This window comes from Gemella morbillorum (assembly GCF_900476045.1).
Taxonomy (GTDB): Bacteria; Bacillota; Bacilli; order Staphylococcales; family Gemellaceae; genus Gemella; species Gemella morbillorum.
Genome location: NZ_LS483440.1, coordinates 527,102 through 546,332 on the forward strand (window position 1 = coordinate 527,102; position 19,231 = coordinate 546,332).

At 30.6% G+C, this 19,231-nt stretch carries 22 protein-coding genes and 1 other annotated feature; of the genes, 18 read left to right on the forward strand and 4 right to left on the reverse strand.

The window, feature by feature from the left end:
* The first annotated feature begins 96 nt into the window (after positions 1–96).
* The 16 genes from DQN46_RS02555 (at position 97) to DQN46_RS02625 (ending at position 13,386) form a co-directional block, all read left to right on the forward strand.
* A complete protein-coding gene (locus DQN46_RS02555) occupies positions 97–1,374 on the forward strand; it encodes a solute carrier family 23 protein (protein ID WP_004632462.1) in 1,278 nt (425 codons plus the stop codon).
* A gap of 147 nt (positions 1,375–1,521) precedes the next feature.
* Entirely contained in the window at positions 1,522–2,412 is an 891-nt protein-coding gene (locus DQN46_RS02560; protein WP_224207435.1) for a YidC/Oxa1 family membrane protein insertase, read from the forward strand.
* A 144-nt stretch (positions 2,413–2,556) separates the two neighbouring features.
* Positions 2,557–2,628: a sequence feature (ribosomal protein L21 leader region), on the forward strand.
* Between the two features lie 19 nt (positions 2,629–2,647).
* Complete coding sequence (rplU, locus tag DQN46_RS02565; RefSeq protein WP_003144981.1) at positions 2,648–2,956, forward strand: 50S ribosomal protein L21; 309 nt, start codon at positions 2,648–2,650, stop codon at positions 2,954–2,956.
* Between the two features lie 2 nt (positions 2,957–2,958).
* A complete protein-coding gene (locus tag DQN46_RS02570) occupies positions 2,959–3,288 on the forward strand; it encodes a ribosomal-processing cysteine protease Prp (RefSeq protein ID WP_111742905.1) in 330 nt (109 codons plus the stop codon).
* A 5-nt stretch (positions 3,289–3,293) separates the two neighbouring features.
* Positions 3,294–3,575: a 50S ribosomal protein L27 gene (rpmA, locus tag DQN46_RS02575; protein WP_031552190.1), complete on the forward strand. Its 282-nt coding sequence runs from the start codon at positions 3,294–3,296 to the stop codon at positions 3,573–3,575.
* 210 nt (positions 3,576–3,785) lie between these two features.
* The gene (locus DQN46_RS02580) at positions 3,786–5,420 is read left to right on the forward strand and encodes a Na/Pi cotransporter family protein (protein ID WP_111742906.1); all 1,635 of its coding nucleotides are present in this window, start codon (positions 3,786–3,788) and stop codon (positions 5,418–5,420) included.
* Positions 5,421–5,697: 277 nt separating this feature from the next.
* Positions 5,698–7,785 carry a polyribonucleotide nucleotidyltransferase gene (gene pnp / locus DQN46_RS02585; RefSeq protein ID WP_111742907.1) on the forward strand — a complete coding sequence of 696 codons (2,088 nt, stop codon included), beginning with the start codon at positions 5,698–5,700 and terminating at the stop codon, positions 7,783–7,785.
* A gap of 8 nt (positions 7,786–7,793) precedes the next feature.
* The gene (locus tag DQN46_RS02590; RefSeq protein ID WP_004632449.1) at positions 7,794–8,066 is read left to right on the forward strand and encodes a DUF2129 domain-containing protein; all 273 of its coding nucleotides are present in this window, start codon (positions 7,794–7,796) and stop codon (positions 8,064–8,066) included.
* A 124-nt stretch (positions 8,067–8,190) separates the two neighbouring features.
* On the forward strand, positions 8,191–8,742 hold the full coding sequence (rsmD, locus tag DQN46_RS02595; protein WP_004632447.1) for a 16S rRNA (guanine(966)-N(2))-methyltransferase RsmD: 552 nt from the start codon (positions 8,191–8,193) through the stop codon (positions 8,740–8,742).
* Between the two features lie 2 nt (positions 8,743–8,744).
* Positions 8,745–9,236 carry a pantetheine-phosphate adenylyltransferase gene (coaD, locus tag DQN46_RS02600; RefSeq protein WP_004632444.1) on the forward strand — a complete coding sequence of 164 codons (492 nt, stop codon included), beginning with the start codon at positions 8,745–8,747 and terminating at the stop codon, positions 9,234–9,236.
* Between the two features lie 2 nt (positions 9,237–9,238).
* Positions 9,239–10,321: an undecaprenyldiphospho-muramoylpentapeptide beta-N-acetylglucosaminyltransferase gene (locus tag DQN46_RS02605; RefSeq protein ID WP_111742908.1), complete on the forward strand. Its 1,083-nt coding sequence runs from the start codon at positions 9,239–9,241 to the stop codon at positions 10,319–10,321.
* A 1-nt stretch (position 10,322) separates the two neighbouring features.
* Complete coding sequence (locus DQN46_RS02610; RefSeq protein ID WP_111742909.1) at positions 10,323–10,931, forward strand: phosphatase PAP2 family protein; 609 nt, start codon at positions 10,323–10,325, stop codon at positions 10,929–10,931.
* Positions 10,919–11,164, forward strand: coding sequence for a DUF997 family protein (locus DQN46_RS02615; protein WP_004632439.1), 246 nt, complete (start codon positions 10,919–10,921; stop codon positions 11,162–11,164). Before DQN46_RS02610 ends, DQN46_RS02615 begins: the two co-directional genes overlap by 13 nt.
* Complete coding sequence (gene panF / locus DQN46_RS02620) at positions 11,164–12,606, forward strand: sodium/pantothenate symporter (RefSeq protein WP_111742910.1); 1,443 nt, start codon at positions 11,164–11,166, stop codon at positions 12,604–12,606. The genes DQN46_RS02615 and panF overlap by 1 nt, the downstream gene beginning before the upstream one ends.
* A gap of 110 nt (positions 12,607–12,716) precedes the next feature.
* Positions 12,717–12,893 carry a DUF6501 family protein gene (locus DQN46_RS08545; protein WP_004632434.1) on the forward strand — a complete coding sequence of 59 codons (177 nt, stop codon included), beginning with the start codon at positions 12,717–12,719 and terminating at the stop codon, positions 12,891–12,893.
* 16 nt (positions 12,894–12,909) lie between these two features.
* Positions 12,910–13,386, forward strand: coding sequence for a LysM peptidoglycan-binding domain-containing protein (locus DQN46_RS02625; RefSeq protein WP_111742911.1), 477 nt, complete (start codon positions 12,910–12,912; stop codon positions 13,384–13,386).
* A 43-nt stretch (positions 13,387–13,429) separates the two neighbouring features.
* On the opposite strand, the gene DQN46_RS02630 is transcribed toward DQN46_RS02625, so the two are convergent.
* Genes DQN46_RS02630 through DQN46_RS02645 form a run of 4 tightly spaced genes read right to left on the reverse strand, consistent with a single transcriptional unit; the run spans position 13,430 to position 17,157 of the window.
* A complete protein-coding gene (locus DQN46_RS02630; RefSeq protein WP_111742912.1) occupies positions 13,430–14,602 on the reverse strand; it encodes an aminotransferase class I/II-fold pyridoxal phosphate-dependent enzyme in 1,173 nt (390 codons plus the stop codon).
* Positions 14,603–14,622: 20 nt separating this feature from the next.
* Positions 14,623–15,447, reverse strand: a complete 825-nt coding sequence (locus DQN46_RS02635) for a MetQ/NlpA family ABC transporter substrate-binding protein (protein WP_111742913.1) — start codon at positions 15,445–15,447, stop codon at positions 14,623–14,625.
* Positions 15,448–15,467: 20 nt separating this feature from the next.
* Entirely contained in the window at positions 15,468–16,148 is a 681-nt protein-coding gene (locus tag DQN46_RS02640) for a methionine ABC transporter permease (RefSeq protein ID WP_111742914.1), read from the reverse strand.
* Positions 16,138–17,157 carry a methionine ABC transporter ATP-binding protein gene (locus tag DQN46_RS02645; protein WP_004632424.1) on the reverse strand — a complete coding sequence of 340 codons (1,020 nt, stop codon included), beginning with the start codon at positions 17,155–17,157 and terminating at the stop codon, positions 16,138–16,140. Before DQN46_RS02645 ends, DQN46_RS02640 begins: the two co-directional genes overlap by 11 nt.
* Positions 17,158–17,689: 532 nt before the next feature.
* On the opposite strand from DQN46_RS02645, the gene DQN46_RS02650 reads away from it, so the two are divergent.
* A complete protein-coding gene (locus DQN46_RS02650; RefSeq protein WP_111742915.1) occupies positions 17,690–18,454 on the forward strand; it encodes an undecaprenyl pyrophosphate synthase in 765 nt (254 codons plus the stop codon).
* A complete protein-coding gene (locus DQN46_RS02655; protein ID WP_004632421.1) occupies positions 18,444–19,217 on the forward strand; it encodes a phosphatidate cytidylyltransferase in 774 nt (257 codons plus the stop codon). Before DQN46_RS02650 ends, DQN46_RS02655 begins: the two co-directional genes overlap by 11 nt.
* The last annotated feature ends 14 nt before the right edge of the window (positions 19,218–19,231 follow it).

The following is a 19,231-nucleotide window of genomic DNA, read 5'->3' on the forward strand; positions in this document are numbered from 1 at the left end:
TTATAACTAGCCTTATGGTATAATTATGAAAGTTTGAATAAAAGAGGATAGACTTTTATCAATCTAATTAATAATATAATATTAAGGAGAAAAAAGATGACACAAGAGTCAAGAGTAAAACCAGTCTTAGATGTTCATGAGAAGCCGAGTATCGGGCTTTGGATTACACTAAGTTTGCAACATTTATTCGCAATGTTTGGGGCAACAGTTCTAGTACCGATTTTAACAGGATTACCAGCTAGTACAGCACTGACAACATCAGGTATTGGGACATTAACGTATTTATTAATAACACGCGGAAAAATTCCAGCATATTTAGGATCATCATTCGCATTTATTAACCCAATTATAGTTTTATCAACTACACATAATGTAGAGACAGCTATGCTTGGTGCTTTCTTAGCCAGCTTAGTTTACGGTGTAGTAGCAATGTTTATCTATAAATTCGGTGTTAACTGGTTATTAAAACTTTTACCACCAGTTGTAGTAGGGCCAATTATTATTGTTATTGGATTAGGTCTTGCACCAACAGCAATTGATATGGCTATGAACAAAACTGTTGATGGCGCAAAAGTCTATGATTTGAAATACTTTTCAGTAGCACTTATTACACTACTAATTACAATTATTTGTGCGGTAGCTTTAAGAGGATTTGCTAAACAAATACCAGTATTATTAGGAATTGTATTTGGATATATAGTAGCGGTTATAGCAGGTCTAGTAAATTTCCAACCTGTTATAGATGCTCCATGGTTTAGCTTACCTAAATTTACAGTACCATTTGTAACTTACACACCAGAATGGAATATAGCTGCCCTTGCAATGGTTCCTATTGCTATTGTAACTATCAATGAGCATATTGGACACCAAATGGTATTATCAGAAGTAATAGGACGTAATGTTCTGAAAGATCCAGGGTTACATCGTTCAATTTTAGCAGATGGAACGGCAATGATGTTTGCATCATTATTAGGTGGACCTCCAAGTACAACTTATGGTGAAAATATTGGAGTTCTTGCTATTACTCGTGTGTTTTCTGTGTTTGTTTTAGGAGGAGCAGCAGTATTTGCACTTATATTAAGTTTTGTAGGTAAATTTTCTGCTTTAATTTCTACTATTCCATCACCGGTTATGGGAGGAGTATCAATATTATTATTTGGTATTATAGCTTCGAGCGGACTTAGAATGTTAGTAGATGAAAAAGTAGATTTAAGTATTAATAGAAACTTAGTAATTTCATCAGTAATCATTGTTCTTGGAGTAGGTGGAGCAATGTTAAAATTTGAAAGTATTCATTTTGAATTACCTGCGATGGCATTAGCAGCAATAAGTGGTGTTCTATTAAATGCTTTCTTACCTAAAAAAGAAAAATAATAAAATAATTAAAGAGGTAGTTGCTAAAAGGTTTGACTACCTCTTTTTAATCTGATATAATTTACAAGGTAAATAAAATTGTGTAAGGTGAGAATCTTACCTTATTTTTAATTTTTTATTATAAAATATTTTTAAAGGAGTACTAAATTGAAAAAATTATCTGCACTTTTATTAGGTTTTGCAGGTATGTTTGTTTTATCTGGATGTTCGGCGCAAGATAGAAGTGGAACATTCTATGAAACATTTGTAAAACCAATGGATATATCTTTAAGTAAAATCCATGACTATGTTGGGAGTTGGGGATGGTCAATTGTTATAATTACTTTAATTATACGTATTATAATTCTACCATTTATGTTGAAAAACTATAAATCTCAAAATGAAGCACGTCGTGGACAGGCGCTAGCTCGTCCAGAATTAGAAGTAGTTCAAGCAAAACAAAAGGCTGCTCGTGAGAAAGAAGCTCGTGCAATCTCTAATGAAGAAAAAACGCAGGCAAGAGCTGAACTTATGGAGCTTCAAAGAGAACAAATGGCAATTATGAAAAAATATAATGCAATGCCGCTAACTGTTGGTGGATGTTTACCATTACTAATTCAAATGCCATTCTTAACAGGATTATTCTTCACATTATCTAACCCGTTATATTCGGCAGGAATCATTGATTCAACATTCTTAGGAGTGTTTAGTCTAGGGACTAGATCATACATACTACCTGTAATTGCATTTATAGTGTATGCAATTCAAACGCGTTTAGCAATGAGAATGACACCACAAGTTACACAACCAGGTCAAGAGCAACTTCAAGGTCAAATGCAAATGATGCAATGGCTGAGTCCAGTAATGATTGCTGTATTCTCATTCTGGGTTGCAGGAGCGGTAGCCGTGTATTATATTGTAGGGGGAGTATTCTTAATATTCCAAACGTACTTAGGATATAAAATTTATCCACCGTACAAACCTGAAAAACAAAAAAAACAATCATTTGATCCAAACAAAGTAACACTTGTTTCTAGTAATAAGAAAAAAAGAAAATAATTAGTATAGGAATCTTGAAGAAATTCAAGATTCTTTTCTTTACTTAAGAATAGAGGAAGGAGAAAAATCAATAAAAAGTTTAAATAAATAGTTGACGAGTATAGTTATATATGTTAGAATTGTAATGTTGAGTAGCTCCTAAAATAGCTACTACAACCGCACGTGTAAGGTAACAAAGTGAGCAATCCACCTTATATGGCGAGTCTTAGTAAAAAATATTTAAGGAGGTGCAGATATGTACGCAGTAATTAAAACAGGTGGGAAACAACTACGTGTTGAAGAAGGACAAACAATCTTAGTTGAAAAATTAGCAGCTGAAGTTGATTCTACAGTTACTTTTGACGAAGTAGTATTAGTAGGTGGAGAAACTACTAAAGTTGGTGCTCCTTTAGTAGCTGGTGCGACAGTAACAGCTAAAGTAGTTGCTCAAGGTAAAGGTAAAAAAATCACAGTATTCAAATACAAACCTAAGAAAAACAATCACCGTAAATTAGGTCACCGTCAACCATTTACTAAATTAGTAGTTGAAAAAATTAACGCTTAATTATGATAAAGGTTGAAATAAAAAAAGAAGTTGAAATTATTAAACAAGTTATAGTTGATGGACACGCAGACTATGCAGAACATGGTTCTGATATAGTTTGTGCAGGAGTATCAGCAGTAGTTTTTGGTTTAATAAATGCAGTAGATGAGTTAGATGAAGATGTTCAGTTTGATATTTCAGCGAGTGAAGATGAAACAGGCCATTTAACATATAGATCATTAAAATCTACTGAGAAGGAACAACTTTTGTTAAGTGCAATGATGGTTGCATTAAAAACTATAGAAGAAAATTATTCAGATTATATAACTATCGAAATAAGAGAGGTGAACTAGAGATGATGTTAAAATTAAATTTACAATTCTTCGCATCTAAAAAAGGGGTAGGTTCTACTAAAAACGGACGTGACTCTGAATCAAAACGTTTAGGTGCTAAAAGAGCTGATGGTCAGTACGTAACTGCAGGTTCTATACTTTACAGACAACGTGGAACTAAAATTTGGCCAGGAACTAACGTAGGAAAAGGTGGAGATGATACACTATTTTCACTAGTTGATGGTGTTGTACGTTTCGAAAGATACGGACGTAGCCGTAAAAAAGTTTCTGTATATCCACAAGCATAAAATAATAAAAGATACTTACATTTATTGTAGGTATCTTTTTTATTAAAATAATTAAGTTTTGATAATTAAAATTATTATAACTGGAATCATTTTTTATAATAATATTTTAACTATTGCCTTTAAAATTTTAGTTGTACTTTTAAAATTTATGTGGTAAAATCTATTTGTGCATTTAATGATGTACTTAACATATATTAGGAGGACAAAAAAGTGTCAGCACTTTGGCAAGAAATTTTATTTTCTTTTTTAGGAGGTCTGGGGTTATTCCTATTTAGTATTAAATATATGGGAGACGGGCTTCAATTAATAGCTGGAGATAAGATGAGATATGTTTTAGATAAATATACATCTAAACCTCTGATGGCAGTTCTAGCCGGAATTATTGTTACAATACTGATTCAATCGAGTACTGGAACAATAGTTATCACAATAAGTTTAGTAGGAGCAGGATTATTAAAAACTAAACAAGCAATTGCTATAGTTATGGGTTCTAATATTGGAACAACATTAACATCATTTATTATTGGTTTTAATATTTCAAAATACTCACTACCATTAATTTTTGTAGGAGCAGCGTTTTTATTCTTTACTCGTGCCAAATTAATAAACAATATAGGGCGTGTAATTTTTGGATTTGGTGGGATTTTCTATGCTTTAAAAATGATGTCAACAGCCATGGGGCCTATGAGAGATATGACGTGGTTCCAAAATATTCTTGTGCATATTGATGATAGTGCTTGGGTCGGAGTTGGAGTTGGAACATTATTAACAGTTCTTATCCAATCATCGGCAGCTACAATTGCGATTTTACAAAACTTATATGCTGATGCAGCTTTAAACCTTAATGGAGCGTTGCCAGTATTATTTGGAGATAATATCGGTACTGCTATTACAACAGCAGCATTAGCGATGGTAGGAAGTAATATTGCGGCAAAACGTGTAGCAGCATCTCACGTATTGTTTAATGTGATTGGAACTATTATATGTTTAATAGCTCTAGTGCCATATACGGCATTTGTTTCTTATTTAGAAACTACATTTGGTCTAAATCCAAAGATGACAATTGCAACAGCACATGGTACATTTAATATTCTTAATACAGTATTACAATTCCCATTCATTTGGTTATTAGTAATTGTTGTAACTAGGTTGATTCCAGGGGAAGATGAGCAAATCAAATACAGTACACAATACCTAGACAAATCGCTTATTTCTAGTGCACCAGCGGTCGCACTGGGTCAAGTACAAAAAGAATTTATTGAGATGCTTATTTTATCTAAAAAAAGTTTACGTAATTCTGTAGAGTATTTCATGACTCGAGACGAATCTTTGAATGAAAAAGGTGAGACATACGAAGAAGCAATTAATAACTTTGATGAGCAAATGACAGATTATTTAACTCTATTGTTTAGAGAAAAATTAAGTCCAAAAGAAGGGCAAGCAGCGTCAATTTTATTAGATGGAACACGTGATATTGAAAGAATTGGAGATCACGCACGTGATATTGTTACTTCGGTAAATTATCAAATTAAGAAAAAATTAAAATTCTCTGATGATGCAAAAGCAGAAGTTCAAGAGATGTATGAATTATGTAATGACATTATTCTAAAAACGATTAAATCATTAGAGGAAAATAACATTGCAATAGCAGGAGCAGCATTAGCAGCTTGTGAGAATATATATGCGTTAGAAAAAACAGCGCGTAAGAAGCATACCGATCGTATGAAAGATGGAGATTGTGAAATTTCAGCAGGAGTAGTCTATATGGACTTAATTCAGCACTTTACGAGAGTATGTGAACACGCAAGAAATATTCTAGAAAAAAAAATTCAAGGAAATATATAGAATGTCTAATAAACAAAAAATATATTTTATATTATTTATTATTTTTATACTGATAATACTTATTTTATACAAGTTATATCAGATACAACTAACTTAATATTCTAAATAGTGTTAGTTAAATATATTAAACCTTAATAAAGAAGAGAAGTGATTCAGAAAAATTGATTTTTAGTGACTCACTTCTCTTTTTTTCTTTCTAAATAAAAGTATTCATGATATAATAAAGTAGTCGATTTATATAAAGAAATAGAAATAAAAGCGTTGAAAGGAAATAAAAATGTTTCAAGATAAAAAAATATATACAACACAGTGGGCTGGAAAAGAATTAACTGTTGAATTAGGAGAAATGGCTCGTCAAGCCAATGCGGCAGTTGTTGTAAAATACGGAGATACTGTTGTTTTAACTACAGCGGTAGCATCAAAAGAAGCAAAAGATGTAGATTTCTTTCCATTAACAGTTAATTATGAGGAAAAAATGTATGCAGTTGGAAAAATACCTGGAGGATTCTTGCGTCGTGAAGGGCGTCCAGGAACAGAAGCTACATTAGCAGCTCGTTTAATAGATAGACCGATAAGACCATTGTTTGAAGATGGTTTTAGAAATGAAGTTCAAGTTATTTCAACAGTATTATCAGTAGAATATGATTGTGATCCAGTTATGGCAGCTATGTTAGGTAGCTCATTAGCTTTATCTGTTTCTAATATTCCATTTAAAGGCCCTATCGCAGGTGTTACTGTTGGATATGTTGATGGAGAATATGTAATTAATCCAAATGTAGAACAATTCGAAAACTCAAAAATAGACCTTAAAGTTGCTGGTACAAAAGATGCGATTAATATGGTTGAAGCAGGAGCAGAAGAAGTTTCAGAAGAAGTAATGCTAAATGCAATTATGTTTGGTCATGAAGAGATTAAGCGTTTAATAGCTTTCCAACAACAAATAGTTGATGAAATCGGTCAAGAAAAAATGGAAGTAGAGTTAAAAGTTATTGACGAAAATATTTATAATGAAGTATTGGACTTATCATTAACAGAAATGAAATCTGCAATTGCCATTAAAGATAAACAAGAGCGTGATGAAGCAATATCTGTTGTTAAGGAAAGAGTACTTGCAGTCTTTGATGAACGTGTAACAGATGAAGATGAATTAGATATTGTTAAAGAAGTAAAATTATCATTGGATAAAATTGTGAAAGATGAAGTTCGTCGTGAGATTACAGAAGATAAAGTTCGTCCAGATGGTCGTGCATTAACAGAAATTCGTCCATTAGCATCACGTATTGATGTGCTTCCAAGAACTCATGGGTCAGCGTTATTCACTCGTGGGCAAACTCAATCACTAGGTGTAGTAACATTAGGTAACTTATCTGATGAGCAAATTATTGATGATTTAACTCAAGAAGAAAATAAGAGATTTATGCTACATTATAACTTTCCAGCATTTTCTGTAGGTGAAGTAGGATTTAGTCGTGCACCAGGACGTCGTGAGATAGGACATGGTGCATTAGGAGAACGTGCATTAGCGCAAGTTATCCCTTCAAAAGAAGATTTCCCATATACTATTCGTATTGTATCGGAAATCTTGGAATCAAATGGTTCAAGTTCTCAAGCAACTATTTGTTCAGGATCTATGGCACTTATGGCAGCAGGTGTACCAATTAAAGCACAAGTAGCAGGAATAGCTATGGGTCTTGTAAAAAAAGATGAACACTATACTATTTTAACTGATATACAAGGTATGGAAGACCACCTAGGAGATATGGACTTTAAAGTAGCTGGTACATCAGAAGGTATAACAGCACTTCAAATGGATATAAAAATTGAAGGGTTAAGCGAACAGATTTTAAAAGAATCATTAGAACAGGCGCGTGTAGGAAGATTACAAATCTTAGATCATATGAATAATATTATTTCTGAGCCACGTGAGGAAGTTTCTACTTTCGCACCTAAGATTAAAATTATTAGAATTAAACCAGAGAAAATCAAAGATGTTATCGGTTCTGGTGGTAAAGTTATTAATGAAATTATTGAAAAAACTGGAGTTAAAATTGATATTGAACAAACAGGGGAAGTATTTATTTCATCTCCTGAAATAGATGGAATTAATAAAGCTATCGAAATTATTGAAAATATAACTCGTGAGGCAGAAGTTGGAGAAGTTTATTTGGCAGAAGTCAAACGCATTGAAAAATTTGGAGCTTTCGTAGAATTATTCCCAGGAGTAGATGCATTAGTTCATATTTCTAAACTATCAGCTGAACGTGTAAATAAAGTAGAAGATGTTGTTAAAATTGGAGATACGTTAAAAGTTAAAGTTATAAAAATAGATGAGAAAGGCCGTGTAGACGCGACAGCTCATTTCTAGGAGATAATATGGAATTATTTGAAAAAGAACGTCGAGGAATATATGTCTATTTCAAAAGTTTTAAAGATTTAAGTAAATTAGAAAAGTATGGAAATTTTATTTCTTATTCTAAAAGGGGACGTTATGCGTGTATATATGTTGATGAAAATCGAATGGATAGCATAATAGAAGACTTAAAGAAAAAGAAATTTGTAAAGAAAATAGAAATTTCGGAAATGTCTAACTTACATTTAAGTTTCGAAAATCTAGAAAAAATGTCCAAACAACATGAAATTTCATAGAGTTAGAAATATATAATTTAGGGGAGACAAGCTAAAGGCAAAATCTCCCTTATTTATTGGGTATATCTTAACAAGACATATATGACTATAAAACTTGATAATTATTATATTAGAGTGAGGAATAATGAGAGTTATAGCTGGTAAATATAAATCTATCAAATTAAATTCGGTTGATGGGATGAACACACGTCCAACAACAGATAAAATAAAAGAAAATCTATTCAATATGTTACATTGTGACGGACGCATCCTTGATCTTTTTGGAGGAACAGGTGCTCTGGGAATAGAAAGCTTGAGTAGGGGTGCAGAGCATGCAGTGTTTATTGACGGCAGTAGTAGCGCAATAAAAACGATACATTCAAATATAGAAAAGTGCCGTATTCCAAAGACTAATTATGATGTTTATAGAAACGACTATAAACGTGCATTAAAAATCTTAGGAAAAAAAGAAGAAAAATTTGATTTGATTTTTTTAGATCCACCGTATGATAAAGGATTAGTTAATCTTGCTTTAAAATCTATATTAGAGAATAATGTCTGTAATAAACATTGTTTAATAGTATGTGAAAAAAGTAAAGATGAAAATATCTCTATTGAATCGGTAAACTTAGAAATAGTAAAAGAAAAAGAATATGGGATTACTGATATAGTAATCTTTGAATATGTGGAGAAATAGTAATGAAGAAAAAAATTGCAATTGTACCAGGAAGTTTTGATCCAATAACTTATGGGCATATTGATATAATAACTAGAAGTGCTCAATTATTTGATGAAGTTATTGTAGCAATTTTAGTTAATCCTGATAAAAAATATTTATTTACATTAGAAGAAAGAGAAAGCATGATACATGAAACGATAAAAGGTTTAGATAATGTAAGAGTGGATTCTTTTTCAGGATTATTAGTAAATTATGCAAAAAAAGTAGGTTCGAGTGTTATAGTAAGAGGGCTTAGGGCAGTCTCGGATTTTGAGTATGAGATGCAGCTAACATTTATGAACAAAGCATTAGATGATGATATAGAAACTTTTTATATGATGGCTAATAAACAATATTCATTTATAAGTTCTAGTATAGTAAAAGGTGTTTCTGGATTTGGTGCAGATTTATCAAAATTTGTTCCAAAAAATGTTGAAGAAAAATTAGAGAAAAAGATGAAAGAGAGAAAGTAATAGTGAATAAAATCCTTTTTACTGGAGGAGGTTCTGCAGGGCATGTGTCAGTTAATGTAGCACTTATTCCAGAATTTAAAAAGAATGGCTATCAAATCTCATATATTGGTAGCAAAAAAGGGATAGAGAAGGAAATGATAGAAAAAATTTCAGGTGTAGAGTACCATGAAATTAGTTCTGGAAAATTAAGAAGATATTTCTCATGGGAAAACTTTATAGACCCATTTAAAGTTTTAAAAGGGATAATAGATTCCATTTTTATTTTAAAAAAGGAAAAACCAGAGTTTGTTTTTTCAAAAGGTGGATTTGTTAGTGTACCTGTTTGTTTAGCAGCTAGAATTTTAAAAATTCCAGTTGTACTTCATGAATCAGATTTAACTCCAGGACTTGCCAATAAGATTAATATTAAGTTTAGTAATCATATTTTTACGACTTTTGAAGATACTTTAAAGTATTTACCGAAAGGCAAAGCAAGCTTAATTGGAGCTATTGTACGAGATGATATTTATAATGGTGATAAAGAAGCAGGTTATAAGTTCTGTAATTTTAATAGTGAAAAACCCGTTATTTTAGTAATGGGAGGTTCATTAGGTTCTAAGATATTAAATGATTATATATGGAATAATATAGAAGAACTAACAAAAAAATATCAAATTGTTCATTTAGTAGGGAAAAATTTATTAAATAAGGATATAAAAGCAGAAGGATATTGTCAGTACGAGTTTTTAGCACAGGAATTATTTGATGTATTTCAAATAGTAGATTTTACTATTTCGCGTGCTGGAGCAAATGCTTTATATGAATATTTAGCTTTAGAAAAGCCGGCTATATTGGTTCCATTAGGTACTAATCAAAGTAGAGGAGATCAAATAGAAAATGCTCGTTTCTTTGAAAAAAATAGCTTTGCTAAAGTAGTGTCAGAAGAAGAATTTGCATCATTAAAAGTAAGTGAGATAGATGATTTTTATAACGATCTAGCTCAATATAAAGATGCGATGAAAAGATATAAAGAAGAAAAGAAAGTTATAAATAGTGTAGATGACTTTTATAAGAAGATTTTAAAGATAGTAGGAGGTAAAATGTAAAATGAGGAACATTAAAATTTTTACTTACTTGAAAATAATACTATTCTTATTGCTAATGTTTGTAGCTGTATACTATCCAACTAATGAGTTTGATGTGATAACATCAAACTTACTACAAATAAAAATATTAGGTCAAACAGCTAAAATTATATCTACAATTTTTAATGATAAGATATTACTTTTAATTATGGTGTTATTGTCTGCATTTTTGTTCTGGATAAAAGAAGTAAAAAAAGCAATATTTATATTTTTTAGTGCAGGTTTTGGTGGATTAATTTTATTTATCATTAAATATACAGTCCAAAGGGTAAGACCATTACCAGAAGTATTTAGTGGCTATAGTTTTCCGAGTGGACACTCAACGATAATCGTTGTATTTTTCTTGTCATTATTGTTTATAATCAATAAGAAAGAAATTTTATCGATGTTAGCTACATTTGCAATAATAGCTGTACCGATATCTAGAGTAGTACTAGGCGCACACTTTTTGAGTGATGTTATTGCTGGGTTACTGTTAGGAAGTATAGTTGTTGATTTTATGAAGGTATATTATAAAAAAATATATAACATAATAAAAAGTATTACAGGGGAAAATAAATGGATAAGTTAAAAGAAAAAGAGGGAGTTGTCGCAGTAGGCTTAGCGGTTATACATTTTGTACTTTGGTACTACTTTGCCTATATTAAATATAAAGATGTTGCTGTAAAAGATTATAAATATATACTGGGTTTGCCTGAATGGTTTTTCTACAGTTCTGTAGTAGTAAGTATATTAATAATAATTTTAGTAGTTATTTTTACAAATCTATTATTTAATAAAGAGATAAAAGAGGAGAAAAAATAATGAAATATGATGTAGATTATAAAATTATTATGTTATTTGGAGTTATCTTTTTTAGCATAATTCTATTACCTTTAGTTTTAAATAGAGCTGCTAAGAATCATCATGGTGGATTTTTTGAAAAATATTATTTAGCTGATAGAAGTGTTAGTGGAATAGTATTAGCCATAACTTTAATGTCTACATATGGCTCTGCTTCTACATTTTTAGGTGGTCCTGGTGTGGCATATAAATTAGGTTATGGATGGGTTCTTCTTGCAGTCATTCAGGTTGTTACTGGGTATTTTGTTTTGCTTGTACTCGCTAAAAAATTTAAAGCCGCAGCTCAAAAAATAAATGCAATAACTATTAGTGAATATTTAAAAAATAGATATAAATCTAAGGTGGTTGCTTACTTGTCAACATTGGCAATGATTGTCTTTTTAATTGCTGCTATGTCAGCTCAGTGGGTTGGCGGAGCAAAACTCCTTGCAGCTTTTATGGGAATTAATTATAAAACAGGAATTGTAATAATCTCAATTATAATTATTTTTTGTGTAGTTTTTGGTGGATTAAAAAATATTCTAATTACAGATATGATTCAAGGGTTAATTATGATTTTCTCTACTATTATATTACTGTATTCAGTAATTAGTTATGGTGGTGGAATAGAAAATATTACTAATAATTTATTGAATATAAATGAGAAAATCTTAACTCCTTTTGGAGCGAATGGAAGCTTAACACCGAGCTATGTATCATCATTTTGGGTTTTAGTTGGTGTTGGAGTTATCGGTATTCCTCAAATAGCTATTAATTCGATGCTTTATAAAAACAAAAGAAGTTTGAAACAATCGATAATTATTGGAAGTATTGTAATCTTCATAGTTATGTTTGGAGTTCACTTGATTGGAGTTATGGCGCGAGGAGTATTTCCTGATATTAAAGATTATGATTCTGTTATTCCAATTATTACACTTAAGGTTTTACCGTGGTATTTAGCTGCTTTAGTCCTAGCTGCACCAATGGCAGCGATAATAACTACTGTAAATGCTCAGTTTTTATTAATATCTTCAGCTTTGATAAAAGATGTACTTTTTAGTACTAAAGTAATAAAAGAGAAAATAGTAGGAAGAAAAATTCCAATATTTGTCTATAGTATCAATATACTTGTAATAATTTTAATAATGTTTATTAGTATGAGACCACCTAGTCTAATAGTAAATGTTAATTTATTTGCTTTTGGTGGTTTAGAATCAACATTTTTATGGCCTATCTTATTAGGATTATATTGGAAAGGTGCAGAAAAATATGGAGCAATATCATCGATTTTAGTAGGGTTAACGAGTTATATAGTTTTTAAAAATATCTATGTAATAAAAGTAATTGAACCTGTGGTAATTTCTTTGATGTTATCATTAATTATTTTTGTATTTGTTTCAAGTATAAAAAGAAAGAAAATATAATAAATAAAGCTTATATTTTGTTATGAAAATAATATATTAGGTATTTAAATAATTGAAAAAATAGTTATAATATAATAAAATAAAAATGTAGAGCAGAAGGAGGATATATAATGTCTAAAAAAGTAATAGTTAAACATACTGACGCAGAAAAATTTAAAGTTAGCGATATGTTAACAGTTGGTAAAGTATATGAAGTAGTTAATGAAACAGAAGAATATATATTTATTAAAGATAATAGTGGAAAAGTAGGCGGATATTACCACGATTATTTTGAAGAAGTAAAATAATCTGTGGAGGGTAAAAATGGAAAAAAATAATTTAAAGAATATAATTCTTGTTGTTATATTTGTGGTTTTAGCTCCATTAATTCTTGTTGGGATAACTAGCTTAAGTAATGCACTAGGTGGAAAGTCTAAACATGCAACAACGCAAACAACTGAGCAGGCGGCAAAAGTACCAGAAGAAACAAAGGTAACAAATGACAACCTTCCTAAAGCTAAGGAAGAAAAGAGTTCTAATGAAAAAGATTCAGAACAGAACCAAAATAATGATAATACTAATAGTAGTAATAATCAAAATAATGCTAATACTGCTACAAGTAAAAATCCGACAGTGGGACAAGATTATATTGTTAAATCTGGAGATTCACTATTTAGTATAGCTTCAGCTGCTTATGGAGAAGCAAATGCACAAAATGGTGTTAATAAAATAAAAGAAGCAAATAATTTAGAAAATAATAGTATAACAGCTGGTAAGAAAATTCAAATACCAAAATTATAAAAGAAACAAGTCATCTTTCAAATGAATGATGACTTGTTCTTTTTTATAAATCTTTATTAAGTTGTTCAAGTTTTTTTATTAATGTATCAATCTGATTATTAGAAAGACTTAAACTTAAACGTATGTAGTTGTTACCACCACTACCAAATACATGTCCCGGCATAGTTACGATACGATATTTTTTTAGAAGTAATTCAAAGAAATCTTGACTATTAAAACCTTCTTTAACTTTTAGCCAAATAAAAATTCCACCTTCTGGTTTATAAAAAGAATAACCTAATTTGTCTAATTTTCTAGTAATTTTTTCTATACGAGTTCTATATGTATTTTTGATATGTCTCGTTAACTCACTATGATTTCGAAGAGCTGTAATTACGGTATCTTGGACAGCGCCATAAATATTCGCATGGAATATAGTATTATATTCACGAAGAGCTTTTATAATTTCTTTATTACCAACCGCAAAGCCTATACGTAGTCCAGAAATTGAGAAATTTTTAGAAAAAGAGAAGAATTCAACTCCGACTTCTTTAGCTCCTGCTGTTTGCATAAAACAAGGTGAAACACCGTCTTTATAATAGAAATCTGAGTAAGCATGATCTTGAATAACAATGATATTATTTTTTTCAGCCCATTGAACCGTTTCTTCATAAAATTCTTTAGTTGCCACAGCTCCAATAGGATTAGATGGATAATTTAGAAATATTAATTTAGCTTTTTCAGCCAATTCAGAAGAAATAGAAGAATAATCTACTAGATAACTGTTTTCTTCTTTTAATATTATTTCTTCTATATTAGCTCCAGCAAGAGCAATTCCTTGTATATAGTCTGGATAACTAGGCACAGGTAGAAGAGTAGTATCACCCGGATTTAGTATTATAGAAGGTAGACTAGATAAACCAGCTTTAGTACCAAAGACTAGAGCAATCTCGTCTTTAGGATTAGCATCTATATTATATGTTTTCTTTAACCAATGAGAAATTTCTTCTAATAGCTCATTTTTACCATCAAATGCTCCATATCTCATATTTTCAGGTTTTCTTATAGATTTTTCTAAAGTTTCTAATAAAAGTTCAGGGGTATCAGAGTCAGGAACTCCGATACCCGCATTTAATAATGGATTACCATTTGAACTTTCGTCAGAGATTAATTTGAAAATCGGGTAAAAAACATTTTCTGGAATATTTTTAATTGTTTTAGATAGTTCAATTTTCATATTTAATCACGTCCTAAGTATTATTTTGAAGGTTTATCAAAACCTTTGAATTCTTTATCAATAATTTCATCAAACTCTTTTGAATTAACAATTTCTATTAAATCTTTAGCAAATTGTTTATCTTTATTAGCTGTTGTAACTACTACATTGTTACGATTGTTGTCATTCATTTTTTCTAAGATTAATGCTTTAGTTAAATCAAATTTAGCAGCAAGAGCAAAGTTACCAGGAACAGCAGCTAATGTAGTACTACTTAATGAACGTGCAAGTTGTCCAGCTTCTAATTCTGTAAATTTAAGATTTTTTGGATTTTCAATAACATCATTTTTTGTTATTTTTAATACATCTGTATCAGGTTTAATTTTGATTACATTAGCAGCAGCCAATAAAGCATAAGCACGAGCTGCGTTAGATGGATCATTTGGTAAAGTTACTTCAGCCCCATTTGGTAAATCTTTTAAGTCTTTAACTTTATCAGAATATAATCCCATTGGAGCAGTAGGTACTTGCACAAGCGCTGTTAAATCCATTTTATTAGTTTCAGCAAATTTTTTCATATAAATTTTGTGTTGGAATAGGTTAGCATCTATTTCACCATTGTTTAAAGCTTTGTTAGGTTGGATGTAATCAGAAAACTCAGTAACAGTAACTTTGTAACCTTTTTTCTCAAGTAAAGGTTTAAGACCTTTATTAACCATATCAGCATACGGTCCAGATGTAGCACCAATTTTAATTTCTTTTTTCTCACCAGAGTTAGAATTTGAGCTAGAGGCTCCACATGCAGTAAGTGTAATTGCTAATAATGTAGTAAATGCAATCGTTAATATTTTTTTTAGTTTAGTCATAGTATAAAATCTCCTTTAGATTAATTTTTTTTAAATTGTTTTGAAATAGAATTTCCTATATATTGAGTAATTTGGACTAAGATAATTAATAAAATAACTGTAATCCACATTGTAAAGTTATCAAAGCGGTAGTAACCATATCTAATGGCAAGGTCTCCTATACCGCCACCACCAACAACACCAGCCATTGCAGAAAACGCAATAAGGTTAATTAGTGTTAATGTAATAGATTGAATAATTCCAAACATTGCTTCAGGTATCAAAACTTCTTTTACAATAAGAGGAAGGGATGCGCCAGAAGCAACCGCAGATTCAATAACCCCGTAGTCAATTTCATTAAGTGATGTATCAACAAGACGAGTAAATAGTGGAATGGCAGCCACAGTAAGTGGAACTATTGCACCAGTAGGCCCGGTTGATTTTCCAATTAATAGTAAAGTAAGTGGTATTAAGAATACCAGTAAAATGATAAATGGAATAGATCTAATAGTATTAACTATAAAATCAACAGTTTTATAAATAAAAACATTTTTAAACAGTAATCTGTTACTTGTTAAGAATAAAACAATCCCAAGAAATAACCCAACAATAACAGTAATAACAATAGATACGCCAATCATATAAAGCGAATCACCGAATGCTTTTAAAAGTTCCGGTTGAAGAGCTTTCCATTGTTCAGCTAGACTAAGATTATTTTCCATAGACTCTCACCTCCACATCTTCTACGTTATCAACTAAATAATTGATGAAATCCGCACATTTTTCCACTTCACCATCGATAGAAAAAGTTAAGCTACCTAGTTGCTTATTTTGAATATACTCGATACGACCAGCTAGAATATTAGTAGTAACATTATATTTATTAGCTAATGTTTGAATAAGTGGTTCTTTAGCAGCATCTCCTTTGAAGATAACTTTAATAATTGTTTCTTCCTTACCTCTTACAATTAAACTTTCTTCAAAATCATCATCACTATGAAGATTAGAAATAAATTCTTTCATTAGTTTTGTTGTAGGATTTGAGAAGATTTCATACGCAGAATTTTGTTCGATAATTTGACCATTTTCCATAACAGCTACATTATCACAAATCTGTTTAATAACTTCCATTTCATGGGTAACTAAGATAATAGTCAATCCAAGTTTTTTATTTATTTCTTTTAATAACGTTAAAATTTGTTTTGTAGTGATAGGGTCTAATGCACTTGTTGCTTCATCGCAAAGTAGAACTTTAGGATTATTAGCCAATGCTTTAGCAATACCTACACGTTGTTTTTGTCCACCAGATAGTTGATTAGGATAGACATTTTTTTTGTCGGTAAGGCCTACAAGTTCTAACAGTTCATCAATTCGCTTAGGTATTTCCTTTGAATCAACATCACCAGCTTTTAGGTTAAAGGCAATATTTTCAGCAACAGTTTTAGAACTAAGTAAATTAAATTGTTGGAAAATCATTCCTATTTTTTGACGATAAAGACGTAAATCAGTTCTATTAAGCTTATTGACTATTTGACCGTCAACGATGACTTCACCACAAGATGGTGTTTCAAGTAAGTTGATACATCTTAATAAGGTACTTTTACCAGCACCAGAATATCCAACGATACCAAAGATTTCACCTTGGTTAATATGAAGAGTTGTGGGTTTTAAGGCAACTATTTCTCGTCCTTTTTGGTGAAAAGTTTTTCCCACACCATTTAGATTAATCATAATATGCTCCTTTCTTTATATGAAAAAAAGACGTACTCTAGCTTGCGCTAAAGGACGTCTAACCGTGTTACCACCTTTATTTATATAATAATTGCTTATTATACCTCAGTAAGTTACTAACATAACTTTTGCTATAACGGGCAGACCCGTAGTAAAAATACTAAATGCTCCAAGTCCATTCGTTTTATAACCAACTGTTCTTTTTCACCAGCCAAGAACTCTCTAAAAGTTTTCTATAAAATTCTACTTTTCATCGCATCAATTAATGAATGACTATATTCTAGCATAAATTTTCTGACAATGCAATACAAAAATTAAATTTTTTTAGATTTTTTTTAAAAAATAGAGATATTTAGCATCGACAAGACCTTTGCAGAGGTATTCAAAAAATTTCTGAGATACAATAATTTTTTGTAATTAAAGACAGTCTATTAATTTAATGAAGAAAATCTATTAAATAGATAAAAATAAAATTTATTGTACAACTATAAAGTAAATATGATATAATTAAGTGTATTGCTTAGGAGGTATTATGTTTAACTTTTTTAAGAAAAATAGACTTGAAGAAAAAATTGAAGAAAAGAAATTAGAAAAAATACCGACGCATGTTGCGATAATAATGGATGGTAATGGACGTTGGGCTAAAAAAAGAAATATGCCAAGAGTTAAAGGGCATTACGAAGGGATGCAAACAGTAAAAAAAATTACTAAATATGCATCAAAATTAGGAATACAATATTTAACACTATACGCTTTTTCAACAGAAAATTGGGCACGACCTAAGGAAGAAGTAAGCTATTTGATGGATTTACCTGAGAAAATGTTTACGAGTTTTATGCCAGAACTTATGGAAAATAATGTTAAAGTAGAAGTTATAGGGGTAGTGAAGAAACTACCAGAAAATACAAGAAAAGCTGTAGAGGATGCTATCGAACAAACTAAAAATAATACAGGTCTTAAATTGATTTTTGCACTTAATTATGGTTCAAAAGATGAGATAGTAACTGCAGTTAAAAGAATCGCGCAGGGAGCCACTAATAATGAGTATAAAGTAGAAGAAATAGATGAACAATTGATTAGTGATAATCTGTTTACAAAAGATACTCCAGATCCAGATCTTTTAATAAGAACATCAGGAGAGCAAAGAATTTCTAACTTTTTACTTTGGCAAATTGCTTATAGTGAATTTATATTTACAAAAGTGGCATGGCCGGATTTTGTAGAGGAGGAGTTTTACAAAGCTCTTTTAGAATATCAGAGTAGAGATAGAAGGTTTGGAGGTTTAAATGAAAACTAGAGTAATAACAGCGATAGCTGCACTAATAGTATTTTTACCTTTGCTTTATGTAGGTGGAGATTATTTTAAATACACAACATTTGCGCTTGGTGTAATGGCGATGTATGAGATAGTCAGAATGACTTTTAAGGAAACTAACATAGTTGTCTTAGGTCTATCATCGTTAGCAGGAGCATTATTATACTTACGTGAAGAAATTTTAGGTTTATCACAGTATGGTATAGTATATTTATTAGTAATCGGTATGTTAGGAGTAGTTGTAGTTACTGGACATAGAATAAAACTTGTAGAAATAGGTTCTATTATTTTCGTAACAGTATATATATTTGTTGGATTTTATTCATTATATATGCTGAGAGATTTAAGTTTAGCACATATAGGATATTTACTACTTACTATCTGGTTTACTGATAGTTTTGCATATATTGGTGGCATGAGATTTGGGAAAAATAAATTATCTCCAAAAATTAGTCCGAACAAATCAATTGAAGGATCAGTAATAGGTAGTTTATCATCAATAGTAATAGCCTTAGTTTTTTACTTTACAACGAGTATTTTTACTAATTTAGCAGTAGCTATTGGAATCACGTTAGTAGTAAGTGTCATTGGTCAATTTGGAGATTTGATTGAATCTGCATATAAACGTGAATATGGAGTAAAAGATAGTAGTAATCTACTTCCAGGACATGGAGGGATTTTTGACAGATTTGATTCTGTAATATTATCAGCACCATGTTTAATTTTATTATTAAACCTATTGTAATTAGAGAGGAGTAT

Excerpts from the sequence above, each read along its gene's own strand:
- DQN46_RS02555 (WP_004632462.1), top strand. The coding sequence starts at position 97 with ATGACACAAGAGTCAAGAGTAAAACCAGTCTTAGATGTTCATGAGAAG.
- rplU (WP_003144981.1), top strand. The coding sequence starts at position 2,648 with ATGTACGCAGTAATTAAAACAGGTGGGAAACAACTACGTGTTGAAGAA.
- DQN46_RS02570 (WP_111742905.1), top strand. The coding sequence starts at position 2,959 with ATGATAAAGGTTGAAATAAAAAAAGAAGTTGAAATTATTAAACAAGTT.
- rpmA (WP_031552190.1), top strand. The coding sequence starts at position 3,294 with ATGTTAAAATTAAATTTACAATTCTTCGCATCTAAAAAAGGGGTAGGT.
- pnp (WP_111742907.1), top strand. The coding sequence starts at position 5,698 with ATGTTTCAAGATAAAAAAATATATACAACACAGTGGGCTGGAAAAGAA.
- DQN46_RS02590 (WP_004632449.1), top strand. The coding sequence starts at position 7,794 with ATGGAATTATTTGAAAAAGAACGTCGAGGAATATATGTCTATTTCAAA.
- rsmD (WP_004632447.1), top strand. The coding sequence starts at position 8,191 with ATGAGAGTTATAGCTGGTAAATATAAATCTATCAAATTAAATTCGGTT.
- coaD (WP_004632444.1), top strand. The coding sequence starts at position 8,745 with ATGAAGAAAAAAATTGCAATTGTACCAGGAAGTTTTGATCCAATAACT.
- DQN46_RS02610 (WP_111742909.1), top strand. The coding sequence starts at position 10,323 with ATGAGGAACATTAAAATTTTTACTTACTTGAAAATAATACTATTCTTA.
- DQN46_RS02615 (WP_004632439.1), top strand. The coding sequence starts at position 10,919 with ATGGATAAGTTAAAAGAAAAAGAGGGAGTTGTCGCAGTAGGCTTAGCG.
- panF (WP_111742910.1), top strand. The coding sequence starts at position 11,164 with ATGAAATATGATGTAGATTATAAAATTATTATGTTATTTGGAGTTATC.
- DQN46_RS08545 (WP_004632434.1), top strand. The coding sequence starts at position 12,717 with ATGTCTAAAAAAGTAATAGTTAAACATACTGACGCAGAAAAATTTAAA.
- DQN46_RS02625 (WP_111742911.1), top strand. The coding sequence starts at position 12,910 with ATGGAAAAAAATAATTTAAAGAATATAATTCTTGTTGTTATATTTGTG.
- DQN46_RS02630 (WP_111742912.1), bottom strand. The coding sequence starts at position 14,602 with ATGAAAATTGAACTATCTAAAACAATTAAAAATATTCCAGAAAATGTT.
- DQN46_RS02635 (WP_111742913.1), bottom strand. The coding sequence starts at position 15,447 with ATGACTAAACTAAAAAAAATATTAACGATTGCATTTACTACATTATTA.
- DQN46_RS02640 (WP_111742914.1), bottom strand. The coding sequence starts at position 16,148 with ATGGAAAATAATCTTAGTCTAGCTGAACAATGGAAAGCTCTTCAACCG.
- DQN46_RS02645 (WP_004632424.1), bottom strand. The coding sequence starts at position 17,157 with ATGATTAATCTAAATGGTGTGGGAAAAACTTTTCACCAAAAAGGACGA.
- DQN46_RS02650 (WP_111742915.1), top strand. The coding sequence starts at position 17,690 with ATGTTTAACTTTTTTAAGAAAAATAGACTTGAAGAAAAAATTGAAGAA.
- DQN46_RS02655 (WP_004632421.1), top strand. The coding sequence starts at position 18,444 with ATGAAAACTAGAGTAATAACAGCGATAGCTGCACTAATAGTATTTTTA.